Consider the following 22804-nt stretch of genomic DNA (forward strand, 5'->3'; position numbering starts at 1 on the left):
TATGACCAACCCGAATAGCGCGTATCAGCCCAATGGCGATGCTTATGGCGGTGGCTCTTATGGCGGACAGTCGCAGCAGTCGAACCCCTTCGGATCATCCAGTGATCAGTACGGTTACAGCTCGGCTCCGTATGGCGGTTCGCAGCAGTCCCAGAATCTGCCCGCACAGCAGGATGCATACCAGTCAAACTATGGCCAGCAGCCACCCCCGGGAGGCGAGCAGAAGTCATGGTTGGTAGCACTGCTCCTGTGCTTCTTCTTGGGCGAATTGGGGGTTCATAACTTCTATATTGGTCGCACGCAGCGCGGCATGTGGCAGTTGGGCCTTGCAATCGTAGGATTCGTTACCTCTTTTATCCTCATTGGCTTTATCCTCATCGGTGCCTTGGTGATCTGGAAGTGGGTCGAGCTCGTATTCATCGCCGGTGGCTTCTCCGGCTTTGATAAGGACGCCGACGGAGTTCCGCTAAAGAAATAAAGCCCACCCGTATCCGCGGAGATGACGTGGAGACCAACCGTCCCGCTACCCACTCAAACTTGCTGGGGGAGCGGGACTTTTCAATGTCTGGTTCGGTGGGTACCGTCAAATGCATGAATCTGGATTTTTCCTCTGCCTTTACTGAACGCACGCCGCGCGTGGTTAATGCCGCCAAATTGCACCGGGCGGCCAGCCGCCGAAAGGCGGAGCGTTTCATCATTGAGGGCGAAAACGCCGTGGACGCGGCCGTGTCCACCGGTGCCGCTACGGATGTTTTCGTGACGGAGAAGGCCGCCGAGCGCTTTGCACACATTGTTCAAGCCTGCGGCTACATGGACGTGTATGTGCATCCCATTACGGATAAGGCGGCAAAGCACCTGTCTGACACCGCCACGAGCACCGGGCTCTTTGCCGTGTGCCGCCCAGTGTTGTGGACCGCCGGGAAGATTTTGGCCGGCAAGCCGAAGCTGGTGTCGGTTCCTGTCTTGACGGCGGAGCCGGGCAACGCGGGAACACTGATCAGGACCTCGGATGCCATGGGCGCCGATGGCGTCATCTTTGCCGGGGAAACCGTGGATCCCTTGGGCTGTAAGGTAGCGCGCGCGTCGGCCGGATCACTTTTCCATGTGCCCGTAGCCCGAGACCCCAACATCAAGGATGTACTGGGCAAGCTGCGCTCCTCTGGTCTGCAAGTGTTGGCCACCGCAGCCGACGGCGAGGTGGACCTCGCCGATGCGGACCTGTCCCAGCCCACCGCGTGGCTCTTTGGCAACGAGGCGCACGGCCTGGGTGATTTACAGGATGAGGCGGACATGCGTGTGCGTATCCCGATTCTTGGCCGCGCGGAATCTCTGAACCTTGCTACGGCCGCCAGCATTTGCCTCTATGAGTCTGCGAAGCAGCAGAGCAGCTAGCGCCTCCGATGTGCCAGGGTTGGTGGCCACAGAAGTCAGGCGGCACGGTAAGATAGCTCGCGTTAGTTTTTGTGCGAGAAGAAGGTAATCAAGGCACGTGTCCGATACACCTCAGATCGAATTGACCGAAGAGGCCCTCGAGGCCGCCGCGCAGAAGGCCATCGCCGCCTTCGAAGCTGCAACCAGCCTCGACGAGCTCACCTCCGCCCGTCGCGAGCACCTTGGTGATAGCGGCTATATCCCGCAGGCCCGCCAATCGCTCGGACAGCTGCCGAAGGACCAGCGCAAGGATGCTGGACGCGCAGTGAACATGGCCCGCGGCAAGGTGGAAAAGCGCTTTGCCCAGATTCGTGAAGTGCTGGAGCAGGAGGCCCGCGCCGCGCAGCTGAAGGCGGAGAAGGTCGATGTCACCGTCCCTACCACCCGCGCGCAGACCGGTGCCCTGCACCCCATCACAGCGCTGTCGGAGCGCATCGCGGACATCTTTGTGGGCATGGGATGGGAAATCGCGGAGGGCCCTGAGGTAGAAGCAGAGTACTTTAATTTCGACGCTCTGAACTTCAAGCCCGACCACCCAGCCCGCACCTTGCAGGACACGTTCCACGTGGGCAAGGAAGGCTCCAAGCAGGTTCTGCGTACCCATACATCCCCGGTGCAGGTGCGCACGATGCTTGACCGCGATGTCCCGCTCTACATTGCGTGCCCGGGCCGTGTTTTCCGTACCGATGAGCTCGATGCCACCCACACTCCTGTCTTCCACCAGGTGGAAGGCCTTGCCGTGGACAAGGGGCTGACGATGGCCCACCTGCGCGGCACCTTGGAGCACTTGGCCAAGGTGCTCTTCGGCCCGGAGACTACCACCCGCATGCGCGTGAACTACTTCCCGTTCACCGAGCCCTCCGCTGAGGTCGATGTCTGGTTCCCCAACAAGAAGGGCGGCGCCGGCTGGATCGAGTGGGGAGGCTGCGGCATGGTCAACCCCAACGTCCTGCGTGCGGTAGGCATTGACCCCGAGGAATACACCGGTTTCGCTTTCGGCATGGGCCTCGAGCGCACCCTGCAGTTCCGCAATGGTCTGACCGATATGCGCGACATGGTCGAAGGCGATGTCCGCTTCACCCTGCCATTTGGCGTGCAGGCATAGGAACCCAGAGAAAGGATAGAAAGAAAAATGCTTATTTCCCAAGACTGGGTTACCCGAATCCTGGGCACCGCTAATTCCGGCTGGACCGTGTCCTCTGAGGAACTGGACTCTGGCTTTGTCCGCGTAGGTTTTGAAACCGAGGGCTACGAGGTCCTTCCGGAAACCACGGGCCCGCTGGTTATCGGTCAGGTTGTAGAGATCGAAGAACTCACCCAGTTCAAGAAACCAATTCGCTATTGCCAGGTCAACGTTGGCCAGGCCAATGGCACGGGGGAGCTGCAGGGCATTATCTGCGGCGCCCGCAACTTCCGCCTCAACGACTACGTCGTGGTCTCCCTTCCGGGCGCTGAGCTGCCGGGCGGCTTCAAGATTGCTGCCCGCGAGACCTACGACCATATCTCCAACGGAATGATGTGCTCCGCAGCTGAGCTGGGCTTCGGCCCCAAGGCAGACGGCATCATCGTGCTAGGGGAGGAGGTTGCCGACAAGATTGGTGAGGATGCCCGCCCCCTTATTGGGCTGTCCGATACCGTCTTCGACGTCAACATCACCCCGGATCGTGGCTATGCCTTGTCTGCGCGTGGCCTGACGCGTGAAATTGCCTCCGCATTTGATCTCACTTTCCCCGACGTGGCGCAGGATCCGAGCGTGGCTGGCATCGACACCTCCGTCGTGCCGGCTCCGGAGGGCACGCTTATCGACGTTGACCTGAGGGAGGAAACCAAGGCGCAGCGATTTGGTCTGCGCAAGGTGACCGGTATTGACCCGGCAGCGCGTACCCCGTTCTGGATGGAGCGCGAGCTCATGCTCTCCGGTCAGCGCGCCGTCAATGTGGCGACCGACGTCACGAACTACGTCATGCTGCTTCTGGGCGCGCCGATGCACGCCTTTGACGCCGACGTGATCAAGGGCAACCTCGTTGTGCGCAATGCCAACGAGGGCGAGAAGTTCGAGACCCTCGACCATGTCAAGCGGGAGCTTTCGGAGGGCGACGTGGTCATCTGCGATGACAACGGTATCCAATCCTTGGCGGGCGTCATGGGTGGCACCACCTCCGAAATTTCTGACGAGACGACTGATGTCTACTTCGAGTCAGCCATTTGGGATCCGATCACCGTGGCCCGCACATCCCGCCGCCACAAGCTCTCCTCGGAGGCTTCTCGCCGTTTCGAGCGCGGAGTAGATCCGGCCATCGTTGAGGTAGCGCTGGACGTGGCGTGCGTGCTGCTTCAGCAGATTGCTGGCGGCACGATCGAGGCTGGGCGGACGCTCGTGGGAGACGTCGCCAAGCGCGAGCCCATCTCCCTGCGTGCGGCGAAGCCGAGTGAGTATGCCGGTATCGAATACTCCCAGGAGACCGTGGTGAAGCGCCTTACGGAGGTCGGCTGCGAGGTGTCTGGCGGGGAGGAGCTTTCCGTCGTCCCCGCCTCTTGGCGCACGGACATCGAAATGGACGTTGATCTCATCGAGGAGATCCTGCGTCTGGAAGGGCTTGAAGACATTCCGACCATCCTGCCCACTCCGGTGGGCGGCCGCGGCCTAACTCCGGCGCAGAAGCGTCGCCGTGCGATCGGACATGGGTTGGCTTACGCGGGCTACGCCGAGGTCCTCCCGTCGCCGTTCATCGCGAACGACACCTTCGACACGTGGGGCTTGGACAAGGAGGATGCGCGCCGCCAGACCGTGGCCGTGCAGAATCCGCTCGAGTCAGACAAGGCGATCCTGTCCACGACGTTGCTGCCCAATCTCCTTGAGGCTATCGCCCGCAACGTTGCCCGTGGCCGCAGTGATCTGGCCTTGTTCGGCCTCCAGCAGGTGGCCTTCAAGCGCGCTGATTCTTCTCCCATGCCGTCGGTGGAGTCGCGCCCGGAGGACTCCGTGGTCACCGACCTGCTGGATTCTTTGCCGCTGCAGCCGTTGCACGTAGCCACGGTGGCCACCGGAAACATTGAACACGAAGGGCCGTGGGGAGCGGGCCGCGCCTACAGCTACGCGGATGCTATTGAGTCTGCGCGCCAGGTTGCTCGTTCCGCTGGCGTGGACATCGCAGTGAAGGCAGCTGAGCAGCTACCGTGGCACCCGGGTCGCTGTGCTGCAATCGTCCTCGCAAGCGATGAGGAGACGGTCGTCGGCTACGCGGGTGAGTTGCACCCGCAGGTCCTTGAGGCCTTGGAGCTGCCAGCACGCACGTGTGCGATGGAGCTCGATGTGTCAGCCCTGCCGCTGGATGAGAAGTTCCCCGCCCCCGTGCTGTCCTCCTTCCCGGCTTTGCACCAGGACATCGCCTTGGTGGTGGACGAGGAAACCCCGGCGGAGACGGTTCGCCGTGTGGTCGAGGAGGGTGCTGGTGATCTCCTCGAGTCCGTGGAGCTTTTCGATGTCTTCCGTGGCGAGCAGCTCGGCGAAGGAAAGAAGTCCCTAGCCTTCCAGCTTCTCTTCCGTGCTGGTGACCGCACTCTGACTGATGAAGAGGCCAACGAGCACCGCCTCGCTGCTGCGGAGTTGGCCAAGCAGCGCCTTGGTGCACAGATCCGCGCCTAAGACTTTGTTGCTTCGCTAGTGCTTTAAGCCCGGTTAGCCCTGTGGGAGGTTAGCCGGGCTTTTGTTTTGCCGGGTTTGCGCGCGTTGGGGCAGGTGCTGATGTGGGGAGAGATCCCCTAGCGCTGGAAGGGGTGTGCTCTGCCTCATAACCTCAAGGGTGCAGCAAAGGTGCTGAGTTTCCAGACCAAGCCACACCGAAAGGATTGTTCACACCATGCGTCTTATTTCTCGTCTCACAGCCACCGCCGCCGTTGTCGGCGCACTGACCATCGCCCCACACGACTCCGCTGACTTGTCCCAAGGCTTCTCCAACGCCGATGGCACCGTCAACTGTGAAGCTTCGAACATCGAAGGAACCTACGTCGCGTGCCTGTCCGAAGGGGCACGTGCCACTAGCCCGCAGTGCAACCCGCCAGGCCAGTTGGCGCCGCGCTTTATCTACCACGCAGGTCGCTCCAAGGCTGACTGCTTCAACCAGGGCTTGACAACCACGAGCTTCAAGCGCCTTCAGCCAGGCCAGGTTCACCAGTTCAATGAGGTTGTAGCCATCGCGGATGCCCAGGGCGGTATCCACTTCGTCGGCCCGCATGGCTACCTAGGCTATGCAGGAAAGACCGCCGTATCGGGTGCGGAGGGACTGGGGAACGTCTCGTCCCGCGTCATGTAAACCTTCCTGAACCCTACTTTTCCTCACTTGTGCGCCGAGGTCTTCGGCGCATTTTTTCTGAATAACATACGGCGGACTGCATTGTTTGCTAGAGTAGCTGCATGACTATTTCAGTAGCAATCGCCGGAGCTACGGGCTATGCAGGTGGCGAAATCCTCCGTCTCTTGCTGTCGCACCCAGCGTACCTCTCCGGGGAGTTGCGTATCGGCGCGCTCACCGGGCACTCCAACGCAGGTCAGCGAGTTTCTGAGCTCATGCCGCACCTGCCGCAGTTGGCGGACCGCGTCATTGAGGAGACCACGCCGGAAATCTTAGCTGGCCATGACATCGTGTTCCTCGGTTTGCCGCACGGGCACTCCGCGGAGATCGGCCGCCAGCTGGGGGAGTCCGTCACGGTGATTGACTGTGCGGCTGACTTCCGCCTACGCAGCAAGGAAGACTGGGACGAGTTTTATGGTGGTGCGTACGCCGGTGCTTGGCCTTATGGAATTCCGGAGGTTCCCGGCAACCGTGAGCAGCTTAAAGGCAGCAACCGCGTTGCTGTTCCTGGTTGCTTTCCCACCACGATTACCCTGGGTGCGCTGCCGGCCGTGGCGCAGGATCTGATTGAGCCAGATCTGTCGGTGATAGCAATCACCGGGGTGTCCGGGGCAGGCAAGAAGGCCTCCGTGGCACAGCTAGGTGCGGAAACTATGGGCAACCTCAAAGCCTATAAGCCAGGCGGGACACACCGGCATACCCCGGAGGTCCTGCAAAACCTACAGCCTTTTACGCAGCAACCGGTGTCTGTGAGTTTCACTCCGGTGCTGGCGCCGCTGCCGCGTGGCATTCTGGCGACGATTACGGCGCCGTTGAAGGGGGACGTCGACAAGCGCACAGTCGCCGAGGCCTTCCGTGACTTTTATGCTGATGAACCATTCTGCCTCGTCCTGCCTGAGGGCCAACAGCCAGAAACGCAAAACGTGGTGGGCAGCAACATGGTCCATATCCAAGCACACGTGGATGAGCGCGCCCGCCGTCTCGTGATTACCGCGGCTCTGGACAACCTGTGCAAGGGCACCGCCGGCGCTGCTGTCCAGTGCATGAACTTGACTTTGGGATGGGAAGAAACCCTGGGCCTTCCACAGGCAGCAGTTGCCCCTTAAGGGGCACCCCTACTTTCCCAAGCGTTCCGCGCCGCCTTCCTCAACTCACTTCCACACGAACTAGGAGAAACTCGACATGATTACCGCCCCTGCAGGATTCCTGGCTGGCGCCACGACAGCCGGAATCAAGCCCTCCGGAAAACCCGACATGGCCCTCGTAGTTAACCAGGGTCCTAATTTCGACGCCGCTGCGGTCTTCACGCGCAACCGCGTGGTGGCCGCACCCGTAAAGCTTTCCCGCGAAGCAGTTGCGGACGGCACTATTCAGGCCGTCATTTATAACTCCGGCAACGCGAATGCCTGCAACGGCGAACAGGGAGACAAGGACGCCGCCGCGATTGTGGCAGCCACCGCTGAGCACACGGGTATCCCTGCTGCCAACATCGCGGCGTGCTCGACGGGACTTATTGGAGAGCTCCTTCCCATGGATAAGGCATTGGCTGGCGTCGAAGTGGTTGCCGGAGACCTTGGCGCGGATGCAGCTCACGGCAAGTCCGCGGCGGAGGCCATCATGACCACCGATACCGTAGCTAAAGAAGCACTCATTGAGGCCGAGGGCTGGAGCATGGGTGCGATGGGCAAGGGTGTAGGCATGATGGCGCCGTCACTGGCCACCATGCTGGTGTGCATCACCACCGACGCTGTTGCCTCCTCCGAGGCCTTGCACTCGGCGCTGCAGGCAGCGAGTGATCAGACTTTCAATACGCTCGATGTGGACGGCTCCACATCGACGAATGACACGGTCATCATCATGGCTTCCGGTGCTTCCGGGAAAGAACCTAGCCAGGAGGAGTTGGATGCTGCGGTTCTCGCGGTGTGCGCCGATATCGCAGATCAGCTTCAAGCCGACGCCGAGGGCGTGACCAAGCGCGTGAAGATCATCGTGGAAGGCACCGCTACCGATGAGCAGGCGCTCAACGCCGCGCGCACTTTGGGCCGCGACAACCTGTTCAAGTGCGCCATGTTCGGATCGGACCCCAACTGGGGCCGCGTGCTCGCCGCTGTCGGAATGGCGGATGCCGAGATGGATCCGGACAACATCTCCGTGTTTTTCAATGACCAAGCAGTGTGCGTCGGTTCCACTGGCGCGCCCGGCGCGCGCGACGTTGATCTTTCCGGGGCCGACATTGATGTGCGCGTGGACTTGGGCACCGGGGGAACCGGCACAGCTTTTGTCCGCACCACCGACCTGTCTCATGACTACGTGGAGATTAACTCCGCGTACAGCTCTTAAGAACGCGCGAGGAGAAATAATGCTTCAGGGACTAAGTAATGCTGACCGCGCCACTGTGCTCGCGGAGGCCTTGCCATGGCTGCAGCACTACCGCGACAAGATTCTGGTCGTGAAGTATGGCGGCAACGCGATGGTGGATGATTCCCTTAAGGCCGCCTTCGCTGCCGATATGGTTTTTCTGCGCACCGTGGGCGCCAAGCCCGTCGTGGTCCATGGCGGTGGGCCGCAGATCAACGACATGCTGGGCAAGCTGGGGATTGAAGGCGAATTCAAGGGCGGTTTCCGTGTGACCACTCCGGAGATCATGGACGTGGTTCGCATGGTCCTCTTTGGTCAGGTGGGGCGTGGCTTGGTCAACCTCATTAATTCACATGGCCCGTATGCCGTGGGTACCTCGGGTGAGGACGCTGGGTTGTTTAAGGCGCGCAAGCGGCTCGTCCAGGTCGATGGTGAGCCGACTGATATCGGCATGGTGGGAGAGATCGTCAGCGTCGATCCCACCGCCGTCATGGACATTATTGAGGCCGGGCGTATCCCGGTTGTGTCTACTATCGCGCCCGGTGATGAAGGCGAGGTGTACAACATCAACGCAGATATCGCGGCCGGGGCTTTGGCGCGAGCGTTGGGCGCCGAGCGCTTGGTGATTCTCACAAATGTGGAGGGCCTGTACACCGATTGGCCGAACCGCGACTCCTTGGTGTCGAAGATCGAGATTGACAAGCTCAGGGCTCTTCTCCAGGCCTGGATTCCGGAATGATCCCGAAGATGGAGTCCTGCCTCATGGCCGTGGAGGGCGGAGTCAACGCCGCGCACGTCATCGACGGGCGCATCGCCCACGCCGTGCTGCTGGAGCTGTTGACTATGGGAGGAATCGGCACGATGGTGCTGCCCAATGACTATAACCGCGAGGACTACCCGGAGGGAACGGTCTTCAGGAAGGACGATGACAAGTGACCGCGCAGACCAAGTTGACAGAGCGTTGGGGTCAGGTGCTCAGCAACACCTATGGAACCCCACCCGTTGCCATCGTGTCCGGTAAGGGGGCCACGGTGACCGATGAAGACGGTAAAGACTACATCGACATGCTCGCCGGTATCGCGGTGAACTCGCTGGGCTACGCCCACCCAGCGATCGTCGACGCGGTGAGCGCCCAGGTGGCCGCCGTAGGCCACGTGTCCAATCTTTTTGCCAGCGAGCCCGTGGTCGAAGCCGCCGGGAAACTCCTAGACAAGGTGGGAGATAGCGAGGCACGTGTCTTCTTCTCTAACTCCGGCGCGGAAGCTAATGAGGCGGCCTTTAAACTGGCTCGTCTGACCGGCCGTCGCCGCGTCCTTGCAGCGCACCACGGTTTCCATGGCCGGACAATGGGTTCTTTGGCCATGACTGGGCAGCCCAGCAAACGCAAAGCCTTTGAACCTTTCCCGGGCGGAGTGGAGTTTTATACCTATGGCGACATCGACTACCTGACCGCTTTGGTGGAGCAAGATCCGGAGGACACCGCCGCCATTATCTTGGAGCCCATCCAGGGGGAGACGGGTGTCATCCCGGCACCTGAAGGTTTCCTGACGGCGGTGCGTGAGCTCTGCACCAAGCACGGCATCCTCATGGTCGTGGATGAGGTGCAAACGGGTGTGGGGCGTACCGGTGACTTCTTCGCCTTCCAGCATGAAGGCATCCTCCCGGATGTCATCACCATGGCGAAGGGGCTGGGTGCTGGCATGCCTATCGGTGCCACCATTGCGCGTGGTCAGGCCGCAGACCTTTTCACTCCGGGCTCCCACGGCACGACGTTTGGCGGCAATCCTGTCTCGTGTGCGGCGGCGTCAACGGTGCTGGAGCTTGTCGACGTCCCCTTCCTCGCCGAAGTCACCCGCAAGGGCGAGTGGTTGCGGCAGGAGATTGGTAAATCCCCTGCGGTGCAGTCGGTGAGGGGCCGAGGGCTTATGCTAGGTGTTGTATTAAATAAGTCGGTGGCCAAGGAAGTCGTGGCTGCAGGTTTGCAGCATGGACTAATCCTCAACGCCCCAAGTAGCGAGGTCGTACGCTTGACCCCGCCGCTGGTGATCACCGATGAAGAACTCACCCAGGCGGTGGAACGCCTGCATAAGGTACTGGAGGAAGTTGCATGAGTGTGCGCCATTTCTTGGCCGATGATGACCTCACGCCGCAGGAGCAAGCCGAGGTTCTCGACCTGGCTCTAAGGCTCAAGAAGGATCCCTTCTCCGAGCGCCCGTTAGAGGGGCCGAAGTCGGTGGCGGTGCTCTTTGACAAGACGTCGACGCGCACGCGTTTCTCCTTTGAGGCGGGAATTGCTCACCTGGGCGGCCACGCCATCGTGACGGAAACTAAGTCGACGCAGATGGGCAAAGGGGAGACCTACCAGGACACCGCAGCGGTGCTCTCCCGTTTCGTTGAGGCGATCGTGTGGCGCACATATGCGCATCAAAACCTTCTGGACATGGCGGTGACTGCGACGGTACCAATTGTCAACGCCTTGTCCGATGACCTCCATCCCTGCCAGATCTTGGCGGACTTGGTGACCTGCCGTGAGAACTTCGGGGACCTTACTAGACTGAAGGCCGTCTACCTAGGGGATGGCAACAACAACATGGCAAATTCCTACATGCTGGGGTTTGCTACCGCTGGCGTGGAGATGACCATTGTTGCCCCGGAGGGTTTCCAGCCGCAGGCGGAGTTTGTTGAGCGTGCCCGAAAGCGCGGTACGGTGACGGTGACCGATTCCCTTGACGGCGTGGACGGCGCTGATGTTGTCATTACAGACACGTGGGTGTCCATGGGCCAGGAGGATGACGGCAAGGACCGCCGCACACCGTTCTTGCCCTATCAGGTGACCGCGGATGTGATGTCCCGCGCTAAGGACGAGGCAATCTTCCTGCACTGTTTGCCTGCCTACCGCGGCAACGAAGTAACTGCTGAGGTAATTGATGGGCCCCAGTCGCGCGTTTTCGACGAGGCAGAAAACCGCCTCCATGCGCAGAAGGCGCTGCTGGTCTGGCTCCTTGCGGCTCAAAAGGAGAACTAAACGAATGACTACGACCCCAACTACACGCAATGCCCGCCAAGCCAAGATCTTGGAGATCTTGGATCGCACCCGGGTCACCAGCCAAGTTCAGCTCTCAGAGCTCCTGCTCGATGAGGGGATTGATATCACGCAGGCTACGTTGTCGCGTGATCTCGATGAGCTGGGAGCCAAGAAGGTCAAGCGCGATGGCGGGCGGTCCTTCTACGTGGTGGGCGGTGAGTTGGAGCAATTCGAAGATCAGCTCAACGGCCCGCGAGAGAAGCTCCGGCGCATGCTTGATGAACTGGTGGTGTCCCATGACTTCTCTGGCAACATCGCCATGCTGCGCACCCCGGCGGGCGCTGCGCAGTACTTGGCCTCCTTCATCGACCGCGTGGGACTTCCAGACGTGGTCGGCTGTATCGCGGGCGATGACACGATCTTCGTCCTCGCGCGCGAAGGGTTGACCGGCCGCGAGCTTGGTGAGAAACTCACCAACCGCAGCATTTAACATTTATACGTAAGTCTGTATAATATAAATAAGTTCGATTTTTTAGCACCTGTTTGTCTTAAAGGAGCAAATTACTATGACTGCACGCGTTGTGCTTGCCTACTCTGGCGGTCTCGATACCTCTGTCGCCATTCCTTACCTGGCCAAGATGACCGGCGGCGAAGTCATCGCCGTCTCTCTTGACCTCGGCCAGGGTGGCGAGGACATGGAGTCCGTGCGCCAGCGCGCCCTCGACTGCGGTGCGGTCGAGTCCATCGTCGTTGATGCCAAGGATGAGTTCGCAGAAGAGTACTGCCTGCCCACCATCAAGGCAAACGGCATGTACATGAAGCAGTACCCGCTGGTATCGGCCATCTCCCGCCCGCTCATTGTCAAGCACCTCGTTGAGGCTGCTCAGACACACGGCGGCACCCACGTCTCCCACGGTTGCACCGGCAAGGGTAACGATCAGGTGCGCTTTGAGGTCTCTTTCCGCGCGTTGGATCCGGCTCTGGAGATCATCGCCCCGGCGCGTGACTACGCCTGGACCCGAGATAAGGCTATCGCCTTCGCCGAGGAAATTAACCTTCCCATCGAGCAGTCCGCAGCATCCCCGTTCTCCATTGACCAGAACGTCTGGGGCCGCGCGGTAGAGACCGGCTTCCTAGAGGACCTGTGGAACCCGCCGACAAAGGACCTGTACGCCTACACCGAGCAGCCGGACCTGGGCAATGCCCCGGACGAGGTGACCATCACTTTTGACAAGGGTGTTCCCACTGCTATTGACGGCAAGCCGGTGACCGTCCTCCAGGCTATCGAGGAGCTTAACCGCCGCGCTGGTGCCCAGGGCATTGGCCGCCTCGACATGGTGGAGGACCGCTTGGTAGGCATCAAGTCTCGCGAGGTCTACGAGGCCCCTGGTGCCATGGTGCTCATCAAGGCTCACGAGGCGCTGGAAGACGTCACCGTGGAACGCGAGCTGGCCCGTTACAAGCGCCTCACGGACGCTCGCTGGTCCGAGGAGGTCTACGATGGCCTCTGGTTCTCGCCGCTGAAGCGCTCCCTGGATGCTTTCACCGAGTCCACCCAGGAGAACGTCACCGGCGATATCCGCATGGTTCTGCATGCTGGCACCGCCACCGTCAACGGCCGTCGCTCTGGCCAGTCGCTGTACTCCTTCGACCTGGCTACCTACGACACCGGCGATACCTTCGATCAAACCGCGGCCAAGGGCTTTGTCCAGCTGCACGGTCTGTCGACGCAGATCTCCAACCAGCGTGACCGCGACGGCGGTTTCCCCACCGGTAAGTAAACCAGCACAGCCAAGGTCAAGGTAAGGAATCGATGCACAAGACTAACGAGGGTGCGCTGTGGGGTGGCCGCTTTTCGGGCGGCCCCTCCGAGGCGATGTTTGCCCTGTCCGTATCCACCCACTTCGACTGGGTCCTCGCCCCCTATGACGTGCTGGCCTCCAAGGCTCACGCCAAGGTCCTGCACAAGGCCGGATTGCTATCCGACGCTGACTTGGACACCATGCTTAACGGCCTGAGTGAACTAGGGGAGAAGGTCGCTTCTGGTGAATTCACCCCGCTGCCGACGGATGAAGACGTCCACGGTGCGATGGAGCGCGGTCTCATCGACATCGTAGGACCTGAGGTCGGCGGCCGCCTGCGCGCTGGGCGCTCCCGCAATGACCAGGTGGCAACGCTGTTCCGGATGTGGATTCGCGATGCCATTCGCGATATCGCACTTCAGGTCACGGATTTGGTGGAGGCTCTGGCCAGCCAGGCCGAGGCCCACCCGGATGCCATTATGCCGGGCAAGACCCATTCCCAGGCGGCGCAGCCGGTGCTGCTGGCACACGAGCTGCTCGCTCATGCCCAGCCGCTGCTGCGCGATATCGAGCGCCTGCAAGATCTGGATAAGCGCTTGGCGGTGTCCCCTTATGGTTCTGGTGCGCTTGCGGGCTCCTCGCTGCACCTGGATCCGGAGGCGATTGCCGAGGAGCTGGGCTTCGATTCTTCCGCGGAGAACTCGCTGGATGGTACGGCGGCGCGTGACTTCGCCTCCGAGACGGCCTTCGTGCTCACCCAGATCGCGGTGGACATGTCCCGGCTGTCGGAAGAGATCATCTACTGGTGCACCCCGGAGTACGGCTACGTCACCCTGGATGATGCCTGGTCGACTGGTTCCTCGATCATGCCGCAGAAGAAGAACCCGGACGTTCCGGAGCTGACCCGCGGTAAGACCGGCCGACTCGTCGGTAACCTCACCGGCCTGTTGGCAACGCTCAAGGCGCAGCCTTTGGCCTATAACCGAGACCTGCAGGAGGATAAGGAGCCCATCGTGGACTCGGTGGCGCAGCTGAACCTCTTGCTGCCTGCCATGACTGGGCTGGTGGAAACCCTGACCTTCCATGAAGACCGCATGCGTGAGCTGGCCCCGCGTGGCTTTACTTTGGCCACCGACCTGGCCGAATGGATGGTGCGCCAGGGTGTGCCATTCCGTGAGGCGCATGAGGCTTCCGGTGCCTGCGTGCAGATCGCGGAGTCTCGCGGTGTGGATCTGGTGGATCTCACGGACGAGGAACTGGCGGGCGTCGACAAGCGCCTGCTTCCGGAAGTTCGTGAGGTGCTGACCATTGATGGGGCAGTGGCATCCCGCTCCACCAAGGGCGGAACCGCTGGCGTTCGCGTGGCGGAGCAGCGCGAAAAGGTTCGCGAGCGCGCTGGCGCAGCGCGGGAGTGGGCCAAAACTTCCCTGCGCTAGTCCGCACAGAGAATGAATAACCGCATGGTCTTTTCAGGCCATGCGGTTCTTTTGTGCGTGGGGGTAGAAAACAAATCTATTACTACTGGGCATCGATGTGCTGGGTTGCACTGTGGGGGTATTGAAGTGACGGAAGTCTCATTAGGTTGTTATAACGTTTTCTTAGGGAATGTGAAGAAAGGCACGTTCGCAACTTTGAAAGGACTACCTTCCTAATGGCTGATACACTTCGCCCGCCCAACACGGAGTCTCACGAGAAGGAGAAAGCGGTCTATGCTTCGGAAGACCACGGACTTCAGAAGGGGATGGGCAATCGCCAGCTCCAGATGATTGCCATCGGCTCTGCGATCGGTACCGGTTTGTTGCTCGGTACCGGCAGCCGTTTGCAAACCGCTGGACCATTTCTCGCAGTTTTGTATCTGGTCTGCGGTTTCTTCGGTTACATTATCTTGCGCTCGCTCGGCGAACTCATCGTCTACCGCCCAAGTTCGGGTTCTTTCGTGTCCTATGCGCGCGAGTTTTACGGCGAAAAGACTGCCTTCGTTACCGGATGGCTCTACTGGGGCAACTGGGCTGCGACCCTGGTGGCCGACGGCACAGCCGTGGCCATCTACATCAAGTGGTTTGGCCAGTACACTTCCTGGCTCGACGCTGTCCCGCAGTGGTTGCTCGCTCTCGGCGTGGTGTGCAGCATCCTGTTGTTCAACATGTTGTCGGTGAAAATCTTCGGTGAACTGGAGTATTGGTTCTCCATGATCAAGATCATCGCGCTGTTGATTTTCATGGTCGTGGCTATCGGCGTGGTGATTATGGGTCACCCGAATGGTGACCCGACGGGCTTTAGCCTGATATCCGATGCCGGTGGCTGGCTGCCCAATGGCCTGCTTCCCGCCGTCATCGTCATCCAGGGTGTGGTCTTCGCCTACGCCGGTATCGAGCTGGTGGGCACCACCTCCGGTGAGACCAAGGACGTGGAGAAGCACATCCCACGCGCGGTCAACAGCGTCCTGTTCCGCATCGTGGTCTTCTACTTCGGTAGTGTGCTGCTGCTGACTCTGGTGCTGCCGTACACCAGCTACGTTGCGGAAGTATCGCCGTTCGTGACCTTCTTCGAATCCCTCGGCGCTGGTTATGCCGCACCGATCTTCCAGCTGGTGGTCATCACCGCGGCAATTTCCTCGCTGAACGCCGGACTGTATTCGACGGGCCGCATCATGTACAACATGTCTACTGCCGGCTCCGGGCCGAAGTTCGGCGCGCGCATGTCCAAGTCCGGTGTGCCCTATGGTGGCATCGTGATGGCCGCCTTCGTCGGCCTTGCCGGTGTGTTCCTCAACTATGTTGTGCCTGAAATGGCCTTCGAAATCGTGCTGAACTTGGCGGCGCTGGGCACACTGGCGTCGTGGGCTGCAGTGGCCTTGTCACACATCAAGTTCGTGCAGCTGGCCAAGAAGGGGCGCTATACCCGTCCGAACTACCGCTCGCCATTCGGCCAAGCTGGTGACTGGTCCGTTCTCGCTTTCATCGGCGTGGTCATCATCCTCATGGCTTTCGATTACCCCATCGGAACCTTCGCTTTGGCCTCAACGCTACTTCTCATCCCAGTGTTTGCGGCGATGTGGTTTGCCTGGCGTGAGCGAATCTATGCGATTGCGGCGGAGAGGAAGGCCAAGCACCTGCCGACCTCGCGCTTCCCGGCCGCACCGCAAACGGACCTTCACCCAAGGAACCGAAACGCACAGCACAGCAAGAACCAAGACAAGAACTAAGAATGGAGACTTTGATGAAGCCTGTAGTTAAGTTTGTTGATGTAGAGAATATGGCGCGCTGGATTCAGCGCGAAGGCGTCGAGAACATCATCACCGGGATGGTGGACTACCTTGAAGCCGACTACCGCGAATGGGAGCGCTTCGACAAGGTTGCGCGCGTTGCCTCCCACACCCCCTTTGGTGTTATCGAGCTTATGCCGACCTCCAATGGCAAGGAGTATTCCTTCAAATACGTTAACGGTCACCCGTCCAACCCCGCCCGCGGCTTTCAAACGGTTACTGCCTTCGGCGTGTTGGCGGACGTTGACAATGGATACCCCACCTTCGAAGCTGAAATGACGCTTCTTACTGCACTACGCACGGCCGCGACCTCCGCCATGGTGGCCAAGTACCTGGCCCGGAAGGATTCTAAGCGCATGGCCATGGTGGGTGCCGGCTCCCAGTCCGAGTTCCAGGCCCTTGCCTTCCGTGGAGTGATGGGAATCGATGACATTGCCATCTACGATATTGACCCTGAGGCCGTAGAGAAATTCCGACGCAATCTGGAACCGCTGGGTTTCAACATTACGGCCGCCTCGAGCGTTGACGAGGTAGTTGTGGGCGCGGATATCATTACCACCTGCACCGCGGACAAGGCTCAAAACCAGATTCTGGCCGAGCGCCACGTTGCACCGGGCGTGCACCTCAATGCCGTCGGTGGTGATTGCCCGGGCAAGACCGAGCTCGAAAGCTCCATCCTGGATAAATCCAAGGTCTTTGTTGAATTCCCAGAGCAGACACGCGTCGAAGGAGAGATTCAGCAGAAGCCGGAGGACTTCCCGGTTGTCGAGTTCTATCAGGTACTCACCGGCCAGGCCACCGGGCGCGATAATGATGAGCAGATTACGCTCTTCGATGATGTCGGATTTGCCATCAATGATTTTTCTGCACTGCGCTACCTGCGTGATTCCGTCAAGGGTACAGATTTGGAATCCGAAATCGACATCATCGCGAACCCCGACGACCCGAAGGACCTTTTCTCGTTGGTCGCGAACGTACCTTCTCTTCTTTAACCAGAGCGCACGGAAAGGGGGGAGCCTGTTTCTCCCCTTACCCCGCCGCGAATCCAGCGGTGAGAAGAAAATCACTTTATGATTTAGAACATGAGCAGCTCATCATCGAAGAAGCGCACCAAGTCCTTCGTGATCGCCGCGGTTTTCCTTGCGCTCGCTGTGGTATCCGTCGTGATAGGTCGCGGAGGTAGCTCCCTTCCGAGCTTTGGCTTTTCGACAACTACGCACCACGTTAAGGGCGCCATTAGCCCAGAGCTGGAGGCTGTTTTTAAGGACCCGGCCACAACGAAGGCGATGGAAAAGCACGATATCGAGCTCGAGCTCGATGTCCTACCGGCACGGGACTTCGTTGAGGGAAGCAGTAGCTTGGACAAAGATTATGACTTTGTGCTCGCGGATCCTAACGGCGCTACATGGACCTCCGATGTGCGCGATGCCCATCCGGAACTAGCCGGAAGGGATGACCTATCCCCGATGTTTTTTGGTAAGCCGCTGTTGGTTCTGGTGCACAGCGAGCTTGTCGAGGACATGAGGGACCACGGCTTGGTTGCGGGATACGACAACCAGGCGGCTTTGGACATGGAGACGCTGGTGGAGATGTCCCAGAAAGACACTCGCTGGCGGGACATCAGCCCGTCCTTCGGCTCGCCGCGCGTGGTGGATGTGGCCGTGCCACAGGTGGACCAGTCCTTTGCCGCACTGCGCTATGCCCGGGTCGTACACACCGCGGCCGCGAACTATGCGGAAAAGGAACTGGGCAGCGATAACAAGGAGAAGATCAACGCGCAGGCGGATGACATCATGCGCCGCCTCGTTGCTGATCAGGGGTATGGCGAAACCACCGATCAGGGCATCCTCGATGCTTTCCTCCGTGTGGATAAGGGCGAAATGCCTATGGTATTGACCACCGCGGAGCAGTACGTGTATCTAGAACGTGCGGGCAAGGATCTATCCGGCTATACGCTGTTGGCGTTGAAACCGGCGACGAAACTAAGCAGCATCGTCCTTCCACGCACTGACGAGGGCGCATTGTTCGCCACAGCAATGAATGACGCAATCCCAGCGGTCGCGGAGAGCTTAGGCTTGGGCTCGCAGAATTCGGACTTCATTGCCAAAATTGAGCCTTCAGATAACTACCAGATCCCGGTGGATGGTGGCGATACCACCCCACTGCGGTGGGCGGATTATGAAGAGATTTTGCGAGTGGTTGGCTAAGGCCCCGCAAGGAAAGCATCAGGAAGGTACAAGGGAATGTTGCGGTCTTTAAAAGTCCTGCTCGTCATGCTGAGCGCCATGGCGCTGACGGCTTGTTCGGCAGGTGACTTGTTCGATGATGTGGATATGCCGGGTTCCGGCTCGTCCTTCAGCGGTGGCCTCAACATTGTGGCGGCCACGGAGCTTAAGCCTCTGGAGCCGGTGCTTGACGACGCCTCCCAGGACCTCGGCTTCGATATCACCATGACCACCGAGGATGGGACGCTGGCGAATTCCCGCAGCCTGAAACAAGGCGGTTTCGACGGATCCTATGATGCCACGTGGTTTGCCACCAATCGTTATGCGCGCATCATTGGTGCCGATGAGAAGCTGCGCAAAGAACACAGTGTGGCGCGATCCCCCGTGGTACTCGGTGTGCAGCCTTCCGTGGCTAAGGAAAAGGGCTGGACCACGAAGCAACCAACGTGGCAGGAGATTGCTGACTCGGGGATTACCTTCGGTATGACCGATCCTTCGACCTCAAACTCGGGCTTCTCCGCGCTATCGGCTGCGACCACTGCTTTCGCGGACACCGGGCGCGCGCTTACGGAGAAGGATATCCGCCAGGCCACGGGCAAGGTCCAGAAACTCTTCAGTAACCAGACTTTAACGTCGGGATCGTCGGGTTGGCTGGCTGATAGGTTCCGCGAGCATCCGGAGCAGGCCGACGCCATCCTTAACTATGAATCAGTGCTGTACCAGCTCAAGGATGAGGGCGTCGATCTTGAGGTGGTCATCCCCTCCGACGGCGTGATTTCGGCGGACTACCCTTTGTCGGCTCTCGCCAGCTCCCCGGACCAGGAGGCTGAAGGTAAGGTGCAGGCACTTGCCGAATGGTTTGCTGAACACCCAGAGAAGCTGAGGAGCTACCACCTGCGTGTGGACGATTCTGACATGCCCGGGACCATCTTCGAGCTGCCGTACCCGGCCAATGAACAAACCGTAAGCGCACTGGAGGATGCCTTTGCTCACGAGCTGCGTAACCCTGGCAACACGGCGCTGGTCTTGGATACCTCGGGCTCCATGGAGGGCGAGCGCATTGATTTGCTCAAGAATAGTCTGCGCCCGCTGATCGACGGCTCAGCTGACGGCTCTCCAGACGGCGAAGGCCAGGTAGCCTTCCGTAACCGTGAGCAGATCAAGCTCATCCCATATTCTTCTGAGCCGCAGCAGCCGACTCGCGCGCGAGTCGATTTGCAGAACCCGGCAACCACAAAAGAGCTTGCTGATCGCGTAGATCGACTCGTGGCGGATGGCGATACGGCGACGTTCGAGGCTGTGCTCAATGCCTTCAACGAGGTAGACACCAGCAGCGGCGAGATTGGGACCGTGGTGCTCATGACTGATGGCGAAGTGACGCGTGGGCGTACTTTTGCACAATTTAAGGAGGCCTATGAGCAGCTTCCCCCAGAGAAAAAGGAGATCCCGGTCTTTGTCATCTTGTATGGTGAAGCCAACATTCAAGAGATGGAGGAGCTTGCTCAGCTCACGGGCGGCAAGACATTCGATGCGCTCAACGGTGACCTCGCCGCGGCCTTCGAGGAAATCCGCGCTTACCAGTAAAAATCTCCACCTATCCCCAGGAGGACCTACACCTTATGAACACACTGAACTCGCGGAAGATCGTCGTCGGCGTTGCGGTAACGGCGCTCGTTATCGTCCTTCACGTGTTGACTGGTGGCGGTTTAGGTTTCTTGTGGCCACTGGTCGCGGTCTGCACAGGTGCGGCTGCGGGATTCGTGACGCCGCCAAAGCAGGAGAAAGCTATTGAGGCCCCCACCTCGGGTGCAGGTCAACTGATTAGCTCATTGGAGGGCGTCCGATACAACCTGAAGCAGTCCAAAGTGCCCGGACCTGTTCAGAAAGCGTGGGACTCGTTCGATGACTCGGCCGTGTGGGTCCTAGACAATTGGCACCGCCTCGACGATGCCCCACACCAGCAAGCCCTCGTGCGGGACATGATTGAAGAACACTCTAAGGAGCTGGTGAATTCTTACCTCGACGTCACGGACTTGAAGAATCGAGTGGCTGTCGAGGAAATGAGCGAATCGCTGGGGATCCTAGGCCGAGAGATGGGCGAGATTCGAGACGCCATTGCTCAAAACTCAGTACGCAACCTGCGCAACCATTCCATGGCTCTCAAACTCGAATACGGCGGGACCCTTCCATCCATCGAATCCAAGGAGGTGTAGGGTTAGCGGTTATGAGTCTCGATTCGAAGCTGCTCGACATCTTGGTATGTCCGCAGGATAAAGGTCCGCTGAACTATCTGGCCGAAGAACAGGTTTTGGTCAACGAACGCCTCGGCGTGGCCTATCCCATTGAGAACGACATTCCCGTCATGCTGGTAGACCACGCAGTACCGTGGCCACCCCAGAACTAATTCTCACAGCACCGAATCGACTTTCCAAGGAGCATTCATGAACATCATCGATGAGCTGCAGTGGCGCGGCCTTATTAACCAGTCCACCGACCTTGACGCACTGCGCGAGGCTTGCGAAGAGCCCATTACCTTGTACTGCGGTTTTGATCCAACCGGTGACTCCCTCCATGCTGGTCACCTCGTTCCGATGATTATGCTGCGCCGCTTCCAAAAAGCTGGCCACCACCCGATTGCTTTGGCCGGTGGCGCGACGGGCCAAATCGGTGACCCACGCGACGTAGGGGAGCGCACCATGCTGTCGCAGGAGACCATCAACGAGAACATGGTGGCTATCAAGAAGCAGCTGCGCCAGTTTATTGACTTTGAGGGCGAGAACGCAGCCACCATGGTCAACAATGCTGACTGGACCTCGCAGATGACCGTCATTGATTTCCTGCGTGATGTCGGCAAGAACTTCTCGCTGAATACCATGTTGGACCGTGATACCGTCAAGCGCCGCTTGGAGTCCGATGGTATTTCCTACACCGAGTTCTCCTACATGCTCCTCCAGTCCAATGATTACGTTCACCTCCACGAGGAGTACGACTGCGTCCTGCAGATTGGCGGTGGCGATCAGTGGGGCAACATCGTGTCTGGCGTCGACCTCAATCGCCGCGTTAAGGGCATCAAGGTTCACGGACTCACCGTTCCGCTGGTGACGGATGCCCAGGGGCAAAAGTTTGGCAAGTCTACCGGTGGTGGAAAGCTCTGGCTCGATCCGGAAAAGACGTCGCCTTACTCGTGGTACCAGTACTTCCTCAATGCCGGTGACTCCGTGGTTATTGACTACCTTCGGTGGTTTACCTTCCTGTCGAAGGAGGAGATCGCTGAATACGAGGAGAAGGTTGCTAATGAACCTTTCCGTCGCGAGGCACAACGCCGTCTCGCCCAGGAGATGACCACGCTGGTCCACGGCGAGGAAGCCACCAAGGCTGTGGAGCTTGCTGCTCAAGCGCTGTTCGGTAAAGCAGAGCTTGCTGACCTTGATGAGCAGACGCTGGCGGGTGCGCTTTCTGAAACCACCGTGGCCGAGGTGGCTGCCGGTGAGCCGCGCACCATCGTTGATCTGCTAGTTGCTTCTGGTCTGGCAGATTCTAAAGGTGCGGCTCGTCGCACCATCAAGGAAGGCGGCGCCTACGTCAATAACCAGCGTATTGAAGCCGATGACTGGGAGCCGGCGGACGAAGACTTGCTTCACGGTAAGTGGCTGGTGCTTCGTCGCGGTAAGAAGAACTTTGCCGGTGCCAAGCTGAACTAATTAGAGCTCTCGACTTCGCTAGATGACTGCATGCGAATCCCGTCGCCTTGTGCGGCGGGATTCGTCGTTTCTGGGACAGAGTATCTGCACCGGCCGCCGAAGGTTAAGGAAAGTGCTGTTAACCAGGCGATTTGTTGAAGCTTGGGGCTGTGCGTATATTTATCGAAGTCGCCGCGAGGTAGCCGGGAGGTTAACTGGTGGTAGATGTTCGGGCAATGTTTGTTCGGCGGGTTTGACTTTGGTTGAGCTTGTTGGGTAAGGTTGTTCGGGCCGCCGCAAGAGGGTTAACGTTTGGTTAATTTTTGTTGTGGTGTGCGGATGATGTTTGAGAACTCAATAGTGTGCCAATGTACTTTTTGTGTTGGTTGATTTTTATTGTTCTGGCCGTGATGCGTTGTATGTGTGTTGCGGTTGGTGTATGCCGGATGGCGCTTTTCCTTTAAGCGGCGTCATTGTAAATAATATTAAGTTGTTTGGGCGTATTGATTTAAATCTTCTAACTAGGCCAGCCTCCTTTTTGCCCCGTCGGGTTGGGGGTTGGTTGGATTTTTTCTTTATGTAATTTTTGGATAGCCAGTCCGTGCTGTGCACGGTTTGGTTTGTCTGTTTGTTAGGTTTGGGCTTTTCACGGCCTTTTTTGTGGAG

20 protein-coding genes and 1 pseudogene are annotated in these 22804 nt (G+C 59.3%); 20 read left to right on the forward strand and 1 reads right to left on the reverse strand.

Features of this window, described 5'->3' with window-relative positions:
• The first annotated feature begins 1 nt into the window (after position 1).
• From FME68_RS06240 to tyrS, 20 genes and pseudogenes are all read left to right on the forward strand, one after another.
• Complete coding sequence (locus tag FME68_RS06240) at positions 2 to 478, forward strand: TM2 domain-containing protein (RefSeq protein WP_046648530.1); 477 nt, start codon at positions 2 to 4, stop codon at positions 476 to 478.
• Between the two features lie 113 nt (positions 479 to 591).
• Positions 592 to 1392, forward strand: a complete 801-nt coding sequence (locus FME68_RS06245) for a TrmH family RNA methyltransferase (RefSeq protein WP_046648591.1) — start codon at positions 592 to 594, stop codon at positions 1390 to 1392.
• Between the two features lie 97 nt (positions 1393 to 1489).
• Positions 1490 to 2536 (forward strand): phenylalanine--tRNA ligase subunit alpha, encoded by a 1047-nt coding sequence (gene pheS / locus FME68_RS06250; protein WP_046648529.1) that lies wholly within the window; start codon positions 1490 to 1492, stop codon positions 2534 to 2536.
• Positions 2537 to 2563: 27 nt separating this feature from the next.
• Positions 2564 to 5077, forward strand: coding sequence for a phenylalanine--tRNA ligase subunit beta (gene pheT, locus FME68_RS06255; RefSeq protein ID WP_158396631.1), 2514 nt, complete (start codon positions 2564 to 2566; stop codon positions 5075 to 5077).
• A gap of 214 nt (positions 5078 to 5291) precedes the next feature.
• The gene (locus FME68_RS06260; RefSeq protein ID WP_158396633.1) at positions 5292 to 5744 is read left to right on the forward strand and encodes a hypothetical protein; all 453 of its coding nucleotides are present in this window, start codon (positions 5292 to 5294) and stop codon (positions 5742 to 5744) included.
• Between the two features lie 101 nt (positions 5745 to 5845).
• Positions 5846 to 6889 (forward strand): N-acetyl-gamma-glutamyl-phosphate reductase, encoded by a 1044-nt coding sequence (gene argC / locus FME68_RS06265; RefSeq protein WP_158396635.1) that lies wholly within the window; start codon positions 5846 to 5848, stop codon positions 6887 to 6889.
• Between the two features lie 76 nt (positions 6890 to 6965).
• Entirely contained in the window at positions 6966 to 8123 is a 1158-nt protein-coding gene (gene argJ, locus FME68_RS06270) for a bifunctional glutamate N-acetyltransferase/amino-acid acetyltransferase ArgJ (protein WP_158396637.1), read from the forward strand.
• Between the two features lie 19 nt (positions 8124 to 8142).
• Positions 8143 to 9077: pseudogene (gene argB, locus FME68_RS06275) on the forward strand (acetylglutamate kinase).
• Positions 9074 to 10252 carry an acetylornithine transaminase gene (locus FME68_RS06280; protein ID WP_328287745.1) on the forward strand — a complete coding sequence of 393 codons (1179 nt, stop codon included), beginning with the start codon at positions 9074 to 9076 and terminating at the stop codon, positions 10250 to 10252. The pseudogene argB and the gene FME68_RS06280 overlap by 4 nt, the downstream one beginning before the upstream one ends.
• On the forward strand, positions 10249 to 11166 hold the full coding sequence (gene argF, locus FME68_RS06285; protein WP_102234432.1) for an ornithine carbamoyltransferase: 918 nt from the start codon (positions 10249 to 10251) through the stop codon (positions 11164 to 11166). The genes FME68_RS06280 and argF overlap by 4 nt, the downstream gene beginning before the upstream one ends.
• 4 nt (positions 11167 to 11170) lie before the next feature.
• Complete coding sequence (locus FME68_RS06290) at positions 11171 to 11656, forward strand: arginine repressor (protein WP_046648521.1); 486 nt, start codon at positions 11171 to 11173, stop codon at positions 11654 to 11656.
• A 76-nt stretch (positions 11657 to 11732) separates the two neighbouring features.
• Positions 11733 to 12947 (forward strand): argininosuccinate synthase, encoded by a 1215-nt coding sequence (locus tag FME68_RS06295; protein ID WP_046648520.1) that lies wholly within the window; start codon positions 11733 to 11735, stop codon positions 12945 to 12947.
• A 32-nt stretch (positions 12948 to 12979) separates the two neighbouring features.
• A complete protein-coding gene (gene argH / locus FME68_RS06300; RefSeq protein ID WP_158396639.1) occupies positions 12980 to 14404 on the forward strand; it encodes an argininosuccinate lyase in 1425 nt (474 codons plus the stop codon).
• A gap of 215 nt (positions 14405 to 14619) precedes the next feature.
• Complete coding sequence (locus FME68_RS06305) at positions 14620 to 16173, forward strand: amino acid permease (protein WP_158396641.1); 1554 nt, start codon at positions 14620 to 14622, stop codon at positions 16171 to 16173.
• A 14-nt stretch (positions 16174 to 16187) separates the two neighbouring features.
• Complete coding sequence (ocd, locus tag FME68_RS06310) at positions 16188 to 17225, forward strand: ornithine cyclodeaminase (RefSeq protein WP_070545696.1); 1038 nt, start codon at positions 16188 to 16190, stop codon at positions 17223 to 17225.
• 90 nt (positions 17226 to 17315) lie between these two features.
• Positions 17316 to 18440, forward strand: a complete 1125-nt coding sequence (locus FME68_RS06315; RefSeq protein ID WP_158396643.1) for a hypothetical protein — start codon at positions 17316 to 17318, stop codon at positions 18438 to 18440.
• Between the two features lie 36 nt (positions 18441 to 18476).
• A complete protein-coding gene (locus tag FME68_RS06320) occupies positions 18477 to 20042 on the forward strand; it encodes a vWA domain-containing protein (protein WP_158396645.1) in 1566 nt (521 codons plus the stop codon).
• A gap of 35 nt (positions 20043 to 20077) precedes the next feature.
• On the forward strand, positions 20078 to 20671 hold the full coding sequence (locus tag FME68_RS06325; protein WP_144013623.1) for a hypothetical protein: 594 nt from the start codon (positions 20078 to 20080) through the stop codon (positions 20669 to 20671).
• A gap of 11 nt (positions 20672 to 20682) precedes the next feature.
• A complete protein-coding gene (locus tag FME68_RS06330; protein ID WP_049154615.1) occupies positions 20683 to 20862 on the forward strand; it encodes a Trm112 family protein in 180 nt (59 codons plus the stop codon).
• A gap of 37 nt (positions 20863 to 20899) precedes the next feature.
• Positions 20900 to 22159 carry a tyrosine--tRNA ligase gene (tyrS, locus tag FME68_RS06335; protein WP_144013622.1) on the forward strand — a complete coding sequence of 420 codons (1260 nt, stop codon included), beginning with the start codon at positions 20900 to 20902 and terminating at the stop codon, positions 22157 to 22159.
• Between the two features lie 372 nt (positions 22160 to 22531).
• Here the strand turns inward: tyrS and FME68_RS13235 are convergent.
• On the reverse strand, positions 22532 to 22804 hold a 273-nt coding region (locus FME68_RS13235), incomplete at its 5' end, for a hypothetical protein (protein WP_230308911.1).

The sequence above is a fragment of the Corynebacterium hiratae genome (assembly GCF_009708045.1).
Taxonomy (GTDB): Bacteria; Actinomycetota; Actinomycetes; order Mycobacteriales; family Mycobacteriaceae; genus Corynebacterium; species Corynebacterium hiratae.